This is a genomic window from Neolewinella marina (assembly GCF_002631205.1).
Taxonomy (GTDB): Bacteria; Bacteroidota; Bacteroidia; order Chitinophagales; family Saprospiraceae; genus Neolewinella; species Neolewinella marina.
The window spans coordinates 52,097-68,716 of record NZ_PDLO01000006.1 but is presented as its reverse complement, the minus strand read 5'-3'; the positions used below and the strand labels follow the sequence as shown (position 1 = coordinate 68,716).

The following is a 16,620-nucleotide window of genomic DNA, read 5'->3' as shown; positions in this document are numbered from 1 at the left end:
AGCGGTTGCCTGGCGAAAGGGGTCAGCCCCGCCGCCGTTCCAGCAGGATCATCATCATTAGTCCGAGCATGATGCGGTCGTCGTCGACTTCTTCCACCGGAGCGAGTTTATCTACCCGGAACTTGCGGCCGAAAAAGGAGGGCTGCTTGCTCAGGCGGGCTACTTCCCGCCCCCGATGGTCGGTGACCAGGTAGCTGGGGTGGAAGAGGTAGCCGGTCAACAACCCCAGCACCGGCACCTCGCCGACCAGGGAATCGATCACCTTCACCCAGCCGTTCTCCTCCCTTATGGTGTAGCGGGGCTGGTCGTGGTGGTCGACGATCTCGTATTCCGCCTTCCACAGCGAGCGCCAGCCCTTGCGGGCGACCTTGCCAAAGGAGGTGCCCCGGGCATCGTAGAAGGCGTAAGCGGCCGACCAATCCAGCCAGCGGTCCGCCCGGATATTGTAGAGTACCCGGCTCCTGCGCTCGTCGCCAAAGATTTCAATGTCCTCCTTCAGCCGCAGCATCTTCTGCCGCACGTAGGCCACCACCCGCCCCGTGGCGTCGGTAGCGGTAAAGTCGTTGGCCAGGGTGCCGATCTTGAAGGTGAAGGTGAGGGGGTAGCGGAGGTCTTGCATACGGGAAGGTAGCAAAATGGCACTTCCGCAAATGAAAAAGCCGGCAGAAGTCGCAATGACCCCTGCCGGCTTTCCAATCTACCCGCCGTCTTACTGGCGGATCACGCGGGAAGAGAAGACCTGCCGCTGGTCGTCCGTGATCAGGAGGTGGTACACCCCGCTGGGCAGCCGGCTCAGGTCCAGCTGGTGGCCGGGGCGCTGCTGCTTTTCAACGATGCGGCCGAAGGCGTCCAGTACCGTCACCTCCCGGGGAGCGATCCCGTCAAAGGTTACCTGCCCCGTGGTGGGGTTGGGGTAGACGGCGATGGTCCGTACGGGCGCGGAACCCACCGAGGTGGTAGCTACCTGCTGCACTTCCAGGCAGAAGGGGGCACCGTCCGCCGTAGCGGCGTCGACCATCAAGGAGTAGGATTTGCCCTCCTCCGTCTGGATTTCGATGAGAAAGTTGGCCGCTTCCTCCGACTCATCGTCTCGGCACAGCAGCGGGGATTCCTGGCTGCAGCTGCCTTCGAACAGGGCGCCCCGGGTATCGGCAGCTGCCGCGTCATCTGCGCAGTTGGTGGTACGGATGTGGTAGATGTTGCCGTCGCCGGTGAAGGTGAACCAGACCGGCTGGTAGAGCACGTCGTTGTCGCCGAAGCAGGAGGCCAGGTTTTCTCCGGCCGTGGTATGGTTGACGTATTCCGTGCGGTCGAACGACCGGCTGTAGGTGAACGCATCCAGTCCTGCTCCGAGGAGGCTGTCGATGGCGATGGCGCGCTCACAAGCTTCTCCCAGCAGGTCGACTACGACACTTTCGCTGACCGTGCAACCGTTGGCGTCCGTCACCTGCACGTCGTAGGTGGCGGCCCGCAGTGCGGTAGCCGTGGCGGTAGACTGTGCATTTTCATCGTTCCACAGGTAAGTGTAGGGGGCGGTACCACCCGCAGCGGTTACCGTCGCGGTGCCTTCCTGGGCGCCGAGGTCCGTGGTGGCGGACAGCGACAGGGTCAGGGGGGCAGGTTCGGTCACCTCTACTGATGCGGTGGCCGTGCAGTCGTTCGCGTCGGTGATCGTCACCGTGTAGGTTCCGGCGGGCAGGCCAGTCATCGCAGCGGTCGTGGCCCCGTCCGACCAGAGGTAGGTGTAGGGGGTCGTGCCACCGGTGACGGAAACCGAGGTGGCTCCATCCGTTTCACCGTTGCAGCTGACGTTGGCGTCAACTACCGCGGCGGCTTTCAACTCCGCGGGGCGGGTGACGGTAGCCGAAGCCGTGGCCGTGCAGCCGTTTGCGTCGGTGATGGTCACGGTATAGGTACCGAAGCCCAGGTTTTCGATGGCAGCCGTAGTTGCTCCGGTAGACCAGGCGTACTCGTAAGGAGCTACACCCCCCGTCGCGGAGGCGGAAACCGCACCATCGCCGGCGCCGTGGCAGCTTACGTGGGCATCAACGGTGGCGGTGGCGGACAGAAGCGCGGGTTCCGTGATCGTGGCGGAAGCCGTAGCGGTACAACCGTTGCCATCGGTGATGGTCACCGTATAGGTACCCGCCTGCAGATTAACCATGCTGGCCGTGGTGGCACCGTTTGACCACTGGTAAGCGTAGGGGGTCGTGCCGCCCGTGCCGGAAGCCGTGAGGGCACCGTCGGAGCCGCCGTTGCAGCTGGCGTTGGCGTCGACTACCGCCGTGGCCTTCAACTCCGCGGGGCGGGTGACGGTAGCCGAAGCCGAAGCCGTGCAGCCGTTAGCGTCGGTGATGGTGACGGTATAGGTACCGTGGCCCAGGTTTTCGATGGCAGCCGTAATTGCTCCGGTAGACCAGGCGTACTGGTAAGGAGCCACACCACCCGTTGCGGAGGCGGAAACCGCAGCATCGCCAGCGCCGTGGCAACTCACGTTGGCGTCGACTACCGCGGTGGCCGTGAGGACGGTGGGCTCGGTGATGATGGCCGAGGCCGTGGTGGTACAGCCTTTGGCGTCGGTGACGGTCACTTCGTAGGTGCCGGCTGACAGGCCGACCATATCCTCCGTGGTAGCCGTATTCGACCAGTTGAAGGTGTAGGGGGCTACGCCTCCACTGACGCTGAGGTCGACGGTGCCGTCGCTGCCTCCGTTACAACTTACGTTGGTAACCGTGGTGGCGGTGGACAGGGGGGCCGGCTCGGTGATCTTGGCTTCAGATGTGGCCGTACAACCGTTGGCGTCGGTAGTCGTGACCGTGTAGGTACCCGCCGACAGGCCGGTCACGGTAGAAGTGGTGGCCCCGTTCGACCAGAGGTAGGTGTAGGGTGCCGTCCCGCCGGAAACGGTGGATACCATGGCCTTGCCATTCGCTCCACCCGCGCAGCTCACATTTACGTCTACCGACACCTTTGTCTCCAGCACTTTAGGCTCGGTGACCGTGGCCGAAGCCGTAGCGGAACAACCGTTGCCATCGGTAATGGTCACCGTATAGGTACCCGCCTGAAGATTAACCATGCTGGCCGTGGTGGCACCATTCGACCACTGGTAGGTGTAGGGAGTAGTGCCGCCCGTACCGGAAGCGGTGAGGGCACCGTCGGTACCGCCATTGCAGCTGACATTGGCGTCGACTATTGCCGTGGCTTTAAGGACTGTGGGCTGGTTGATCGTGGCCGAGGCCATCGAAGTACAACCATTCGCATCCGTGATGGTAGCGTTGTAAGTGCCGGCGGGCAGGCCGGTCGTGGTGGCCGTAATGGCACCATTCGACCACTGGTAGGTGTAGGGGGTGGTGCCCCCCGTGCCGGATACCGTGGCCGCACCGTTGACGCCGCCGTTGCAGCTGACGTTGGCATCGACTGCCGCGGTCGCTTTAAGGACGGTGGGCTGGGTGATCGTGGCCGAGGCCATAGAAGTACAGCCGTTGGCGTCCGTGATGGTGGCGGTGTAGGTGCCCGCCTGAAGACCAACCATGCTGGCCGTCGTAGCGCCATTCGACCACTGGTAGGTGTAGGGAGTAGTGCCACCCGTACCGGAAGCGGTGAGGGCACCGTCGGTACCGCTATTGCAGCTGACGTTGGCGTCGACTACCGCCGTGGCTTTAAGGACAGTGGGCTGGGTGATCGTGGCCGAGGCAGTGGAGGTACAGCCGTTGGCGTCCGTGATGGTGGCGTTGTATGTGCCGGCGGGCAGGCCGGTCGTGGTGGCGGTGATGGCGCCGTTTGACCACTGGTAAATATAGGGGGTAGTGCCGCCGGTGCCGGAAGCGGTGAGGGCACCGTTGGAGCCGCCGTTGCAGCTGACGTTGGCGTCGACTACTGCCGTGGCTTTAAGGACGGTGGGCTGGGTGATCGTAGCCGAGGCAGTGGAGGTACAGCCGTTGGCGTCAGTGATGGTGGCGGTGTAGGTACCCACCTGGAGACCAACCATGCTGGCCGTGGTAGCGCCGTTCGACCACTGGTAGGTGTAGGGGGTAGTGCCGCCAGTGCCGGAAGCGGTGAGGGCGCCGTCGGTACCGCTATTGCAGCTTACGTTGGCGTCGACTACCGCAGAAGCCGTGAGGACGGCGGGTTCCGTGACCGTGGCCGACGCCGTGGCGGTACAGCCGTTGGCGTCCGTGATGGTGGCGGTGTAGGTACCCGCCTGGAGACCAACCATGCTGGCCGTCGTAGCGCCGTTCGACCACTGGTAGGTGTAGGGAGTAGTGCCACCCGTGCCGGAAGCGGTGAGGGCACCGTCGGTGCCGCTATTGCAGCTGACGTTGGCGTCGACTGCCGCCGAGGCCGTGAGGACGGGTGGTTCCGTGATGGTGGCCGAGGCCGTGGCGGTGGACGCACTCGCGTCCGTAACGGTGACGGTGTAGGTACCTGCCGCAAGGCCCGTGATACTGGGCGTAATCGCTCCAGTGGACCATATATACAGGTAGGGACTGGTGCCGCCCGAAGCCGTCGCGGTAAGCCCACCGTCGGAGCCACCGTTGCAGCTGACGTGGCGGTCGACCGTGGCGTCAACATTCAATGCCGGACCGGAGGATACCGTACCGCTTCTGGTCAGTTTGGTGAGGGTGAAGCCGTTTTCGGTCCGCCAGGTTCCGGAGGCCAGGTCCGGCGGGTCAAGCCCCACATCGGCGTTACTGGTCGCTACCACGTAGCCGGTGATAAAGGGCATAAACTGTGCAACTCGCAACACCCACCGGTGACCATCCCATTCTAAATAATAGTCGTCAGAGTATCCCGCATAAAAATATTTGTTTTTCCCATTCAAGGTATTGTACGATCCCAAGGTACCGGAAGCACCGGGAACGTGGGTGGCCGTATACTCAAATTCAATGGTGTGTTGTCCGTTGATTTCGTCCAAGGGGAGCAGGGCAAAGAGAAATAAACAGAAGCCCCACAAGGGGTAGAGGTGTTTCATGAGAGGATTTGAAAATGAGAAATAGGCTTGCGCCGGAAAGAAATACTAAGGCCTAATATTGGATAGCGCCGAAGGCAATCCGTTCTCCGGAACAATCCGGATCATCAGTCTTGCCAAGGATTCCAGGGTATAAAATCCCGTTGCAACCCGGCCGCTGCTTAAGGCCTGCGGCCATTCACCAAGTAGCGTACAGATGAAGACGACGGAGGCGCGGCCATATTGTCTCACATCTAATAAATAAGCATTCCATTCCGAGCCGATACATTCAATGGGCCGCCCCCTACTCCGGCGCCGAGAACCGCTCGTCGGTCAGCAGCGACTCGTCGGTGAGGGTATGCAAAAAGGCCAGCAGGGCCCGCTTTTCCCGGTCGGTCAGCGTGAAGCCGGTGATGTTGGGGTCCTCGTTCTCCACTCCGTGGCCACCGGCGGCATAGTCGTCGATCACTTCCTCGAGGGTGGCGAAACGGCCGTCGTGCATGTAGGGGGCCGTGAGGGCGATGTTGCGCAGGGTGGGCGTGCGGAACTTACCGTTGTCAAAGGGGTTGCCGGTGATGTCGCCGCGGCCCTTGTCGACGAAGTCGTAGATGCTGCCAACGTCCGTGATGCCGTTGTTCTTGAACTGGTTGTCGCCGAACTGGGGGGCGTTGTGGCAGTGGCCGCAGCCGGGGTGGAGGGTCCCGGGGGGTACGTTCTCGACGAAGAACAGGCTGTCGGCCCCCAGTTGCTCTTCCTCGGTGAAAAAGTCGGTGTTCCGGTAGAATACCCGGTCGAACTTGCTGTCGGCGGAGATGATGGTGCGCTGAAACTGCGCCAGGGCCTTGACGGTGAGTTCCCGAGAAATTTCGGCCTTGCGGTCGATGCCGAAGGCCGCCCGGAACCGGGCCGGGTAGTCTTCGTGCTCCCGCAGCTTGCGGATCACCTCTTCCCAGTCGTTATCCAGTTCCAGCATGTCCTCCACCGGGTGGATGGCCTGCTCCCACAGTTTCTGCTCGCCGCCGTCCCAGTTGAAGCCGTTGGGATTGAAGGCCAGGTTGACCAGCGACATGGAACTGCGGAGACCGGGCTCTCCCCTCACCCCGATGGCCCGCCCGAAGCCGTCGGTGAAGGCCAGTTCCTGCTTGTGGCAGCTGGCGCAGGACATATTTCCCTCCGTGCTGAAAATGATAGCATCGTAGAAGAGGTGGCGGCCCAGCTCCACCCCCTCTTCCGACATCGGGTTCTCGGGGTCGTCAACGGGGGCCGGGAAGTAGTCCGGCACCTCCAGGGCGTAAGGGGTGGGGCTGGCAGGGCCGGTGATCGCCCCTTCGTCGATGGTGCCCCCACCGCCCGTCGGCTCTTCCTGACAGCCCAGGGCCGTCAGGAGAAGCAGGGTACCGAGAATGGAGAGGGAACGGATCATCTTCGCTTGGCTGTTTATTCGGACCCGGCACCCGCGCGCCGGCGCCGGAAGTCCTGCCTCGACCCAACAAATGAAGTATCGGTAAGGGTGTGCAGGAAGGCGACCAGGGCGGCCTTTTGTCCGGGGGAAAGCCCCAGGGCATGAACGTTGGCGCTGCGGTTTTCCGCATACCGGCCGCCGGAATCGTAGTGGTCGATGACCTCCTCCAGGGTGGCGAAGCGGCCGTCGTGCATGTAGGGGGCGGTGAGGGCCACGTTGCGCAGGCCCGGGGTGCGGAACTTGCCGTTGTCGAAGGGGTTGCCGCTCACGGCCCCGCGGCCGGCGTCGGGGAAGGCATCCAGGTCAGGGGCTTCGTCCAGTCCGTTGTTCTCGAAGCGCTGGTTGGTGAAGTGGGGCGGGGTGTGGCAGTGGGCGCATTCGGCGGTGGGCAGGCCAGCGTGGTCTCCCCCCGGATCGTCGCCCAGGTCGAAAAAGAGGGCGTGGCCCAGGGCTTCGGCCGACGTGTAACTGGCCTCCCCCCGCAGAACGCGGTCGTACTTGCTGTCACGGGAGACGAGGGTGCGCTGGTACTGGGCCAGGGCCCGCCCCACGAGGGTGGAATCGATATCGGACGTCCCAAATGCCTCCAGGAACCAGTGGGGGTAATCTTCCGTCCCGGACAAATGCCCGATCACCTCCGGCCAGCTGCCTCCCATCTCGTGGGCCGTACCGACGGGGTGGAGGGCCTGCTCCTCCAGGTTGGTGGCGCGGCCGTCCCAGAACAGCGGGAGGTGGTAGTAGCCCACGTTCGTCAGGCCGGGGGTATTGCGGTTTCCCGCCAGCCCATCGATGCCGATGCTGAGGGGAAGTCCGTCGGAAAATGCCCGTCCGGGTTGGTGGCAACTCGCGCAGCTGATGGTGGAGTCGGCCGACAGGATGGGGTCGAAGAACAGCCTTTCCCCCAGGGCCACGCCCGCAGCGGTGGAGGGGTTATCGGCGGGGTACAGGATAGCGGCGAAGGCCGCCGGATCGGTGGGTTCCGGGGTGCAGGCCAGCCAGAGCAGGGGGAGTATGGTCCACCACCGCCCCACCTACTCCACCCGCAGGGCGAACTGGGTGGCCAGCCGGTTCCAGATGCCGACGGCCACGTCCTGGTTGCCGCCGTGGACGGTCTGTTTGCCGGGGGCGGTGATGTCGAAGGTTTCTCCGTTGCCGCTGAGCGCCTTGAGTACGTCGGCCACCACGGTCAGCCGGGGCGTCCGCCCGCTCCCAACGGTAAACCGGCGGTCGAGGGTCACGGTGGTGTACAGGGCGTCGCTGCCCATGTGGTAGCTCAGGCCGGTATCGAAGCGGCCATCGTCTTCCAGCATGGCGTTGGCCTCGATCTTGGCGAAGACATAGCGGGTGGTCGGCCCCCAGAATTCGGCTTCGTTCAGCACGTAGTTCGCGGCAAATTTGCTGGGGTTCATGGCGTTCAGTTCCGGCTTTACGCCCAGCCCGAAGCGCAAGCCGCGGTAGTCGCCGGCGGGGACCAGGTAGGTGCGCTCCACGGTGGGGTCACCGGCGGCCGAGCGCCTGCGGATGAGGTCGATCTCCTCCAGGCGGATGGACTCCCCACCGTCGGCCGGCAGCAGCTCCAGGTCGGAGACGTAGTACTGGAACAGCAACACCTTCAGGCTGTCGCCCGTGGGGTAGCCGTATACCTTCCGCTGAATGTCCAGGGGCTGGCCACCGTATTCGGCGCGGTACGCCAGCGCAAGTTCGCCCTCCCGCAGGGGGTCCAGCTGGTCGTCATCGTCCAGGCAGCCGGTGGTCAAGAGCAGGGGCAACAGCAGGAAAAGGAGCAGATTCTTCATAGGGGGCGGGGCCGCGGGTGCAAGGTTCACCACGGAAGCAGTATAACGCCGCAGCCCGGAATTCGGCCGTACCCAGACCGGTACATTCTCCGTGGGGCAGCGGACAAATGCCCTGAACAACACTGATCGACAGCCCGTTGCAAGAGCGCATTGTAAACTAAAAACATTATACCCCATGGCCAATGAAGTAGCCAACGCTCAACTGGACAAAGCCCTGAAACAATTATCCTACGGATTCTACATCGTCGCCGCCCGCAAGGGGGGCGAGGACCTTTCCTCCCGCGAGGAAGACTGGGTCACGGCCTCCACCGTGAGCTGGGCGATGCAGTCGAGCTTCCACCCGCCCCTCATCACCATTGCCGTCCAGAAGGACAGCGACCTCCACGAGACCATCGAGCGGGCCCAGTCCTTCTCCCTCAGCGTGCTGGGCAAGCAGGACGAGCCCCTCATCAAACAGTTTGCCGAGCAGCACGAGGTAGACTACAGCGAGCAGTCGGTGAACGGCATTTCCTACAAGGAGGGCAAGACCGGCGCGCCCGTACTCGACTGCGGCATTGCTACCCTGGAGTGCAAGGTCGAGGACGCCCTGACCACCCCCGGAGATCACCTGCTCTTCGTGGGCCGCATCGTCGAGGCCAGCAGCCGGGACGGTGAGCCCGTCACCGAAGCCGATACCCGCAAGCATTACGAAGGCACCAGTCCCCAGAGCTAGCGCCCGGGGCGCCTGCCCGTGTGCGGGGGTCCCCGGCGGTCGACCGTCGGGGACCCTTTTTTGTTATCCCAATCCCATGACCGACCCCGCCATTATTGAACACCTCAGCCGCGAGCCGCGGATCGCGCCCATCGTGGCGCGGCATACGCTTAAGGAGCGGCCCGATTTCGACGGAGACGTCTACTTCGGGCTGCTGCGCTCCATCACCTTCCAGCAGCTCAGCGGCCGGGCGGCGGCTACCATCTTCGGACGTTTCCTGGACGTTTTCCCCGATGGCTACCCCCACCCCCGCCCTTTGCTCGACCTCTCGGTCGCCGACCTGCGGGCCGTGGGCATGAGCCGTTCCAAGGCCGCCTACCTCCATAACGTGGCCGAGTTCTGGCTGGAGCACAAGCTCATCAACCAGGACTGGTCCGCCTACTCCGACGAGGAGATCATCCACCTCCTCACCCAGATCAAGGGGGTGGGGAAATGGACGGTGGAGATGGTGCTGATGTTCGTTCTCCACCGCCCGGACCTCCTGCCCCTCGACGATCTCGTGGTGCGCCGCAACCTGATCCGCCTCTTCGACCTCCACCACCTGAAGGGCAAGGCCCTGCTGCGGGCCATGATCGAGGCCGCGGAGCCCTGGCGGCCCTACCGCAGCTACGCCAGCCGGTTTCTGTGGGAGATGGAGGTTTCGTCCAGTGATTAGTGGTCGGACCACTATAGTGGTCCGACGAATTTCGGTTGGACGACTAAGTGGTCCAATGAAAAATGGTCGGACGACTTAGTGGTCGGACGACTTAGTCGTCCGACCACTTCACCCCGGTCCAGCCCGACTACCAAGAATCCCTTAATTTTGCCCCCCGAAACTGAATGCACATGCCCAGCAACCTCACCCTCTACAACAGCCTGACCCGGCGCAAGGAATCCTTCAAGCCCCTGGTAGAGGGACACGTGGGCCTCTACGTTTGCGGCCCTACCGTGTACAACCCCGTTCACCTGGGCAACTGCCGCACTTTCGTGAGCTTCGACATCATCTACCGCTACCTGATGGCCAAGGGCTACCGGGTGCGCTACGTGCGCAACATCACCGACGTAGGCCACCTCACCGACGACGGGGAGGACCGCATGAGCAAGGGCGCCCGCCTGGAGCAGCTGGAACCCATGGAGGTAGCCCAGAAGTTCAGCAACCAGTTTCACGATATGATGCGCACCTTCAATGCGCTGCCCCCCAGCATCGAACCCCGGGCCACCGGCCACATCATCGAGCAGATCGAGATGGTGCGGGAGATCCTGAAGAACGGCTACGCCTACGAGGTGAACGGATCGGTGTACTTCGACGTCGAGGCCTACAACAACGCCAACGACGACCGCTACGGGGAACTCTCCGGCCGCCGCATCGATGAGCTCATGGCCGAAAGCCGCGAACTGAAGGCCCAGGACGAAAAGCGCAACCCCTCCGACTTCGCCATCTGGATGCGGGCCTCCGACGACCACATCCTGCGCTGGGACAGCCCCTGGGGCCCCGGATTCCCCGGCTGGCACCTCGAGTGCTCGGCCATGAGCACCAAGTACCTCGGTGAGCAGTTCGACATCCACGGTGGCGGCAACGACCTGAAGTTCCCCCACCACGAGAACGAGATTGCCCAGAACGTGGGGGCCTGCCACCACGGCGGAGCCCGCTACTGGCTGCATACCAACATGCTGCTGATGAACGGCAAGAAAATGTCGAAGTCGGACGGCAACACCATCACCCCCGAACAACTCTTCTCCGGCGAAAGCAAGCACGTATCCGAAGGTTACAGCCCGATGGTCATCCGCTTCTTCATGCTGCAGACCCACTACCGCAGTACGATGGACCTCAGCGACGAGGCCCTGCAGGCCGCCAAAAAGGGCTACGGCCGACTGATGGATGCCTGGCAGTCCCTGAGTGAACTGGAAGCCGGCGGAAGCGCCCAGAACGGAACCGTCGGAAAGGAACTGATGGCGGGCCTCGAGGCCGCCTATGCGGAAATGGACGACGACTTCAATACCCCGAAGGCCGTCGCCCGCATCTTCGAACTGGTGACCCGCATCAACGCGCTGAAGGGCGGACAGCTCTCCCTCGACGAAGTGAGCGCCGACACCCTGGCCTCCTTCAAGGAAAGGCTGGGCACCCTGCTTTTCGACGTACTGGGCCTGCGCGACGAAGCCGCCGGGGCCGGAGCCGAACAGGAAGCCCTCGATAAGGTGATGCAGATCGTGCTGGACCTGCGGCAGCAGGCGCGGGCCGACAAGGATTGGGCCCTCTCGGACAAGCTACGCGACGCCCTGTCCGCGGCCGGTATCACGGTCAAGGATGGCAAGGACGGGGCGAGCTGGTCGATTTAGACCGCCGCAACCTTCCGGTGGTGCCGCTGGTAGGCGTAGACGGCCGCGCCCACCGTGCCGGCGGTATTGCGCATTTCGGCGGGCTTGACGGTGCACTTCACCTTGATGTACTTCTTGTAGTCTGAGAAGTACTTGCTTCCGCCCCCGCCGAGGATGATCAGGTCGGGGTTCAGGATGGAATTGACGAAGGTGAGGTACTTGTTCAGCCGCTTGCCGAAGGTCTTCCAGTCCATGTCGTTGTCCTTCCGGATCTTGTTGGAGATGTACTTCTCCGCCACGATATCCATGCCCTTGAGGTAGAGCTGGCCAAGCTCGAAATTGGGCACCAGCTGCCCGTCGAGGAACATCGCGCCGCCCAGCCCGGTACCGATGGTGATCATGACCACCGTACCCTCTTCCTTGTGGGAGCGGCCGGTACCGAAGTTCATGGTGGCGATGCCCGCGGCGTCGGCGTCGTTCAGGGCGTAGATGGATACGTCGCGCATGCGGCCGAAGGTCTCCGAGATGGAGGTGCCGATCCAGGCCTTGTCGATGTTGGAGGCGCTGCCGGCCACGTTGCGGTGGACGACGGCCGGGAAGCCGACCCCTACCACCCCGCTGTAGTCGAAGTGGTCGATCAGGCTGCGAAAGGTATAGGCCATGGCCGACGGCGTGGCCGGCTGGGGAGTGTCGAACCGGTGCCTTTCGGTGAGCATGGTTCCGGTCTTCACGTCGACCAGTCCGCCCTTGAATCCGGTGGCGCCCACATCGACGCCGAGAATGGTAGTGCTGTTGCTTCCGTTCATTTGTCCCATGGCTGGTAAGATAGTTACTTGTCGGCTAACGGACCACTTCCCGGAGGGCCCGGGCGGGGGCTAGCGGACCAGGGTAATCTTCATCGAAACGTCCTCGATGGGGCGGTCGCCGGCACCGGTAGCCGTGGCGGCGATCTTGTCGATCACGTCCAGGCCTTCGATGACCTGACCGAAGACGGTGTAGTTCTGATCGAGGAAGGGTACGCCCCCTACTTCCAGGTAGCGCTCGCGCACGTCGCTGGGATAGCGGACGCCGGTCTGCCCTTCCTGGCGGTTCAGTTCGGCTTCGGTAACGGGCCGCCCGTGGACGATGTAGAACTGGGAGCCCGAGCTTTTCTTCTCGGGGTTATTGGTGCGGGCCGCGGCGATCGCTCCCTTGACGTGGGCCAGGGAGGGGTCGAATTCCGCCGGTACCTGGTAGCCGGGGCCGCCGGTGCCGAGCCGGTCGTTGGGGCCGGCGTTCTTGCTGGTGGGGTCACCACCCTGGATCATGAACCCTTCGATCACCCGGTGAAAGAGCAGGCCATCGTAGAAATCCTCCTCGACCAGCTTCACGAAGTTGTCCTGGTGCTGGGGCGTCTGGTCGGAAAGGCGGGCAAGCATGTTACCGAGGGGGGTCTCAATGCGGATGAGGCATTCTTTGGGTGGCGTCACGTTGATGGTTTGGGTGGTTGATCGGGATTTTCCTTTTTCGTTGGTGGCCGTGAGCACGACCTGGTAGTCGCCGGAACGGAAGTAGCGTACGGTGGGTTCTGCGGCCGTGCTCGTCGTGCCGTTGCCGAAGTCCCAGTGGTACCTCACCGCCCGCTCCGAGTCGTTGCTGAAGCGCACGGTGTCGGCGGCGACTACGGTGGTGGGTCCGGCGGAGAAGCCGGCGACCGGTCGGGCGCAGTAGGAGAAGCACACCAGGGAGAGCAATACGAGGAGCAAGCGCATAGGATGGGTTTGGGGGCGGGGCGGCCTGGCCTAGCGGCTCAGGAAATGTTCCAGCAGTACTTCCCGCTCCTTTACCAGGCCGTAGTTGGGTTTTTCCCGGCCGGCGCGGCGGTACCAGTAGCTGGCGTTGGCGTCGTCGCCCTCGATGCGGTGGAGGTGGGCGTGTACCCAGGCGCAGTCGGAGCCCGGCGCCTGGTCGATGAGGTCATGGGCCTTTTGCCACTGGTTCCGGCTGATCCACCACAGCGAAGAAAGCGGCAAGCCAGCGTCGGCGGGGGGGCTGGCAGCGGACAGCGAATCATCAAATTCTTGGCGGGTCAAGGGCGGAAGGTTGTAAAGGGTTGGTGGGCGAAGATACCCCAAGGGGACGATAAACAACTTCCGGTTTGGGGCGATTTACTGCTATGTACGAAATCGGAAGCCTGATCATTATCGGCGTTGTCGCCCAGTGGATCGCCTGGCGACTTAGGGTACCGGCCATTCTTCCCCTCATTCTGGCCGGCATTCTCATTGGTCCCGGCTGGGAGCTGTACACCGGCCACCGGCTGCTGAGCCCCCGCTTCGACAGCGATGCGGGTACGGGGCTCTTCCCGGGCAACCTCCTCTACAGCTTCGTCTCCCTGTCCATCGGCCTCATCCTTTTCGAGGGCGGCCTGACGCTCAAGCTCAAGGAAATCCGGGGCCTGGCCGACAGTATCCTGCGCCTGACCACCTACGGGGCACTCACCACTACGGTGATCGCCGGCCTGGCCGCCCACTACGTCCTGGGCCTCAACTGGCAGATCGCCTTCCTCTTCTCTACCCTCATCGTGGTCACGGGGCCTACCGTCATCGCCCCCATCATGCGGCAGATCAACGTGAAGCGGCAGGTGGCCACCGTGCTGAAGTGGGAGAGCATCGTCATCGACCCCCTGGGCGCCTTCCTGGCCGTCCTTTTCTACAACTTCATCCTGGCGTACTACGACCCCCAGGCCACGGTATACAACTCCCTGATCAAGTTCCTGCAGTCCGGACTGGTCGGTATCGGCCTGGGCTTCGTACTGGGCCGGCTGCTGTTCATCCTTATCTCCCGGCTGTATATCCCGAAGTTCCTCCTGAACATCGTCACCCTCGGCTTCGTGGTCGGCGCCTTTCTGCTCTCCGACGCCATCGCCCACGAGAGCGGGCTGCTGACCACGGTGGTGATGGGTGCCTACCTTGCCAACCGCGAGGTGCCTTACCTCCACGACATCCTCGACTTCAAGGAGAGCCTTACCCTGCTGCTGATCTCCCTGTTGTTCATCCTGCTGTCGGCCAACATGACGGTAGAGCAGATCCGGCTCGTCCTGAACCAGGAAAGCCTCGTTGTCTTCCTCATCGTCGTATTTCTGGCCCGCCCCCTCGGCGTCTTCTGGAGCCTGCGCACCTCCGAACTCGGCTGGCGCGACAAGGCCTTCATCAGCTGGGTCGGCCCCCGGGGTATCGTAGCGGCGGGGGTGGCCTCCCTGTTCGGCATCGAACTGGCGGAAGAAGGCATCACCCACGCCGAGTACATCACGCCGCTGGTCTTTCTGATCGTGCTGGGGACGGTCCTCCTGAACGCTACCCTGGCCGGATTCCTGGCCCGAAAGCTGAAGGTGAGCCTGCCCAAGGGCAGCGGGGTGGTCATCTTCGGCGCGTCGGAGGGCGCCCGCCAGCTGGCCCATTCCCTGGTAGAGAGCGGCCGCGACGTCACCCTGGTCACCGGCAACCGCGCCGAGCGGGACATTGCCCAGGAGCAACACCTGACCACCATACAGGTGCAGTTCAATTCCGACCTGCTCGACAGCAAGCTCGACCTGACCGACATCGGCTACGTGCTGGCGCTCACCGGCAACGACGAGGACAATTTCTACCTCCTCAACAACTACCGCAGCCGCGAAGGCATCCGGGGGGCCTACCGCCTGGTGACCCGCAAGGAAATCCAGGCCCAGCGCTTTGGCCCGGAGGCCCTCTTCGGCCACTACGTCAGCTACCTGCTCTTCAACCGGGCCGCCCGGAATTTCGGCACCGTCAACGCCATCCAACTGCTGGACCCCGACGAACTGCCCAACCTGATCGCCCAGTTGCGGGAGGAACGGGCCATCCCCCTGTACCTGCGGTGTACGGAGCACGGCGACATCACCTTCATTCCGGCGGGCGACCGGCCCCTGTCGGTGAGCCCCGGCGATACCCTGTACTACATCGGGGAACCGCTGCCCAGCGTCAACCGGAGCGCGGCCCGGCAGCTGGCCCGGCCGGTGGAGGCCTAGTCCAGCAACCGCTCCAGGCGGTTGCCCCGGCTGCCCTTCACGAAGACCTTCTTGCCGGCCCATTCCTGTTGCCAGAACCACTCGGCAAGCTGGCCGCTGTCGGCAAAATGGGGGCGGTCGAACTCCCGGGCCACCTCGGCCATCTCTCGGCCCACCAGCAACACGGTCCGCGCCACCTGCCCCGCCTGGAGGGCGACCTGGCGGTGGGCGGCGGGGGCGGCCTCACCCAGTTCCAGCATCTCCCCGAGGACAACCACGCTGTCCGAGGGCGCACTGTCGGCGGAGAAGCTGCTCAAGGCGGCCCCTACACTGCTGGGGTTGGCGTTGTAGGCGTCCCAGTAGAAGGTCACGCCCCGGTGGGTCAGCCACTGGCTGCGGTGATTAGCGGGGCGGTACCCCGACAGGGCCGCGCAGATGCCGGCGCCCGGCACCTTGAAGTAGCGCCCTACGGCAATGGCAGACTTGACGTTTTGCAAGTTGTGCTTCCCCGCCAGCTGGGTATCGGTTTCCACCAGCTCGCGGGCCTCACTGAAGAAGGCCACCCGCAGGTTGGGGTGGGTAGCCAGGGTCTTAATTTCCAGACCGGCAACCGAAAGCGAGGGCTCCTCACTGCTGAAGTAGGGAATGATGCGGCTCATTCCCTGGGCCATGTCGGCCAGCTGCGGCTCATCATTATTGACGAAGACGACGCCCCCGTTGGTGCGGAGGAAATCATACAGCTCCCCCTTCCCGAGGCGGATGCCTTCCTGCCCCCCGAATCCTTCCAGGTGGGCCGTGCCGATGTTGGTGATCAGGCCGTGGGTGGGCCGACCAATGGCGCAGAGTTCGGCAATCTCTCCCCGGTGGTTGGCCCCCATCTCCAGGATGAGGAACTCCGTGCCCGGGGGCATGGACAGGATGGTCAGCGGCAACCCGATGTGGTTGTTGTAGTTGCCGGGGGTGGCGTGGACGCGGTACTGCTGCGACATTACCGCCGCGATGAGTTCCTTGGTCGTCGTTTTGCCGTTGCTCCCGGTGATGGCAAAAACCGGCATGCGGAAGGCCGCGCGGTGCCTGCCGGCCAGCTGCTGCAGGGCCTTCAGCCCGTCTTCCACCAGTAGGTAGCGGTCGTCGCCGGCGGCGGCGACCTCCGGGTCGTCTACGATGGCGTAGGCGGCACCGGCCGCCAGGGCGGCGGCGGCGTACTGGTTGCCGTCGGTCCGGCCGCGCAGGGCAATGAAGAGTCCCCCATCCGGCACCCGACGACTGTCGATGCTCACCTGTGGGTGCTGGAGGTATAGCCGGTAAAGTTCCGGAAGTTCAGCGTAGGTCAGCTTCATCCCACAAAGCTAAGAGCGGAAAAGGAAA

General features: G+C 63.5%; 13 protein-coding genes. 4 read left to right on the top strand and 9 right to left on the bottom strand.

Annotated features, from left to right (window positions below; all coding sequences use genetic code 11):
- Window positions 1-22: 22 nt before the first annotated feature.
- The 5 genes from CGL56_RS13480 to CGL56_RS13460 form a co-directional block, all read right to left on the bottom strand.
- On the bottom strand, window positions 23-619 hold the full coding sequence (locus CGL56_RS13480; protein WP_099107094.1) for an LURP-one-related/scramblase family protein: 597 nt from the start codon (window positions 617-619) through the stop codon (window positions 23-25).
- Window positions 620-709: 90 nt separating this feature from the next.
- A complete protein-coding gene (locus CGL56_RS13475) occupies window positions 710-4,726 on the bottom strand; it encodes a T9SS type A sorting domain-containing protein (protein WP_167641651.1) in 4,017 nt (1,338 codons plus the stop codon).
- A gap of 526 nt (window positions 4,727-5,252) precedes the next feature.
- Window positions 5,253-6,371 carry a cytochrome-c peroxidase gene (locus CGL56_RS13470; RefSeq protein WP_099107092.1) on the bottom strand — a complete coding sequence of 373 codons (1,119 nt, stop codon included), beginning with the start codon at window positions 6,369-6,371 and terminating at the stop codon, window positions 5,253-5,255.
- A 14-nt stretch (window positions 6,372-6,385) separates the two neighbouring features.
- On the bottom strand, window positions 6,386-7,441 hold the full coding sequence (locus tag CGL56_RS13465) for a cytochrome-c peroxidase (RefSeq protein WP_099107091.1): 1,056 nt from the start codon (window positions 7,439-7,441) through the stop codon (window positions 6,386-6,388).
- Complete coding sequence (locus CGL56_RS13460) at window positions 7,442-8,206, bottom strand: MbnP family protein (RefSeq protein ID WP_099107090.1); 765 nt, start codon at window positions 8,204-8,206, stop codon at window positions 7,442-7,444.
- Window positions 8,207-8,381: 175 nt separating this feature from the next.
- Between CGL56_RS13460 and CGL56_RS13455 the strand changes: the two genes are divergently transcribed.
- The 3 genes from CGL56_RS13455 to cysS all read left to right on the top strand — a co-directional run bounded on the left by CGL56_RS13455 (window position 8,382) and on the right by cysS (window position 11,273).
- Window positions 8,382-8,918 (top strand): flavin reductase family protein, encoded by a 537-nt coding sequence (locus CGL56_RS13455; RefSeq protein ID WP_099107089.1) that lies wholly within the window; start codon window positions 8,382-8,384, stop codon window positions 8,916-8,918.
- Between the two features lie 76 nt (window positions 8,919-8,994).
- Entirely contained in the window at window positions 8,995-9,612 is a 618-nt protein-coding gene (locus tag CGL56_RS13450) for a DNA-3-methyladenine glycosylase family protein (RefSeq protein WP_099107088.1), read from the top strand.
- A gap of 170 nt (window positions 9,613-9,782) precedes the next feature.
- Window positions 9,783-11,273 carry a cysteine--tRNA ligase gene (gene cysS / locus CGL56_RS13445; protein WP_099107087.1) on the top strand — a complete coding sequence of 497 codons (1,491 nt, stop codon included), beginning with the start codon at window positions 9,783-9,785 and terminating at the stop codon, window positions 11,271-11,273.
- Here cysS and ppgK read toward each other — a convergent pair.
- The 3 genes from ppgK to CGL56_RS13430 are packed head-to-tail and all read right to left on the bottom strand — an operon-like array spanning window position 11,270 to window position 13,324.
- Window positions 11,270-12,067 (bottom strand): polyphosphate--glucose phosphotransferase, encoded by a 798-nt coding sequence (gene ppgK, locus CGL56_RS13440; protein ID WP_245184180.1) that lies wholly within the window; start codon window positions 12,065-12,067, stop codon window positions 11,270-11,272. The genes cysS and ppgK overlap by 4 nt on opposite strands.
- 60 nt (window positions 12,068-12,127) lie before the next feature.
- Complete coding sequence (locus tag CGL56_RS13435) at window positions 12,128-13,003, bottom strand: peptidylprolyl isomerase (RefSeq protein ID WP_099107086.1); 876 nt, start codon at window positions 13,001-13,003, stop codon at window positions 12,128-12,130.
- Between the two features lie 30 nt (window positions 13,004-13,033).
- Window positions 13,034-13,324, bottom strand: coding sequence for a hypothetical protein (locus tag CGL56_RS13430; RefSeq protein WP_099107085.1), 291 nt, complete (start codon window positions 13,322-13,324; stop codon window positions 13,034-13,036).
- Between the two features lie 83 nt (window positions 13,325-13,407).
- On the opposite strand from CGL56_RS13430, the gene CGL56_RS13425 reads away from it, so the two are divergent.
- Window positions 13,408-15,273, top strand: coding sequence for a cation:proton antiporter (locus CGL56_RS13425; protein ID WP_099107084.1), 1,866 nt, complete (start codon window positions 13,408-13,410; stop codon window positions 15,271-15,273).
- Here CGL56_RS13425 and CGL56_RS13420 read toward each other — a convergent pair.
- Window positions 15,270-16,592 carry a UDP-N-acetylmuramoyl-tripeptide--D-alanyl-D-alanine ligase gene (locus CGL56_RS13420; protein ID WP_099107083.1) on the bottom strand — a complete coding sequence of 441 codons (1,323 nt, stop codon included), beginning with the start codon at window positions 16,590-16,592 and terminating at the stop codon, window positions 15,270-15,272. The genes CGL56_RS13425 and CGL56_RS13420 overlap by 4 nt on opposite strands.
- Window positions 16,593-16,620: the final 28 nt, after the last annotated feature.